Source organism: Pseudomonas sp., from assembly GCF_049590575.1.
In the GTDB taxonomy this organism is placed as follows: domain Bacteria; phylum Pseudomonadota; class Gammaproteobacteria; order Pseudomonadales; family Pseudomonadaceae; genus Aquipseudomonas.
Map to the genome: position 1 here is coordinate 1 of NZ_JBAWDE010000109.1, position 1,597 is coordinate 1,597.

At 57.4% G+C, this 1,597-nt stretch carries 1 protein-coding gene; it reads right to left on the reverse strand.

Going from position 1 to position 1,597, the window contains the following annotated elements:
* Positions 1-494: 494 nt before the first annotated feature.
* On the reverse strand, positions 495-1,597 hold a 1,103-nt coding region (locus WBR57_RS08770), incomplete at its 5' end, for an amidase family protein (protein WP_424083489.1).

Here is a 1,597-nt window from a genome sequence, read left to right on the forward strand (position 1 = left end):
CGGCTGGTGGGATTTGAACCCACGACATCCAGAACCACAATCGAAGCACGGGCACACTGAAGGGTACCGAAGGACCCTTACCTGTTCAAAATTCAAAGATCGGCTCCCCGACAGATACGGAGGGAAACGGACTCATAAGCTACAATAAGCTACACCATTTAACCTCGGGGATGCTAATAAACACCGACTTGTTGAAAGCCGCTTCTGGTGGATACTCAAAATCGGAACTCGTAGCCCACAATACGGCACGCAGACCCGGCTAATCAATCACATCCGATCATCTCATCAGGCCGTTTTGCTTCGAATGAAGTGATGACGACATAGCACAAGCCGCTTGCTGTAGGAGTTTCGCGAGTGAGCTGTCCGTCGTTCCTGGGTTTTTGAGAGAACGGGCGTGTTCACGCACCTGACAATATCACTGGTGGCGAAGAACCGAAAACCGTCGCTTGCAAGCCGGCAAGTGAAAAGGCGTTGGGTAGAGCGCCGGGGGGGAACTACGGTTCATCAGGTAGCGGGCCGAACTCCGGCGGCGGCTTGTGATGCCTGGTTGCGGCTTCGAATGCGGAGGCGATGCGGAAGAGCGTTGCTTCGTCAAAGGGAGGTGCTATAAAATCAACGCCGACCGGCAAGTTCGCCTGTATGGGTCCGATCAAGCGTGTGCCGCCGCCGGCGTCGGACAGACGGTCCCAGATTTGCGTCGTAAAGCCGGCAGGCACGGTGATGGCAGGGAAACCTTGCTGACCGATCAGTGACCAGCCGATCGGAGGGCGGCCGTTCACGTTGGGTTCACGCGGCGATGTGAGCTTTCGCGGCGGGACAGTGGACATTGGTGAAACGAGCGCGTCGAGCCGCTGTTCCTGCATGCACTGCAGGAAAACGGTTTGAAGGGCGTAGCGGGCCTGAAGGCGTGCCGATGTATCCAACAGAGTGGCGCGTTCGGCGGCCTGCCTGGCCTGTTTCCTATCGGGAAAATTAGGATCCTCGTAGAACCTAGCCTTCGCGATGAGATCTGCGTTGGATTTGATGTTAGCATCGCCGCGTTCCTGCAGGTACTTATTCAGCATGTATTTGTCTTCGCCGGGAACACCCAGCCCGTTCAAGCTGCGCAGTGAAACAGTTTGCGGAACCCGCGCCGCATCGGCGTGCATATCGAGTAACGTGGCAATCTGATCGGATTGGGGCTGGCCCGCGGCATCGACCGGGAACAGCTCCCGATTCTGGCGCGTAAACGCACTGTTCATAAGTTCCGGTGCATCACGTGAGATGCAGGCCTGGAACAATGCGCCCTTCGGACCGGGATCCACGATGGTCGCGCCCAGTTTGCGAAGATCGTCGATGGCGTGCTCGACGATATCGATACTTTCCTCATCGGCCTTGGAGAACAACTCCCTAGCCATGTATTCACGGACCACGCCGATCCGGACACCGTCCAGCCGCTTCGCCGCGGTATAGCTGGCATAGGGCTTCGTCGGCCGGCGTCCAATGCTCAGCACGGTGGCCTCGTCCTTAGGGTCGTAACCTGCGATTACGTCCAATATTTTTGCCGCATCTTGCACATTGCGGCAAATCGGACCGGTCCGCATGTTCAGGCCCGCTC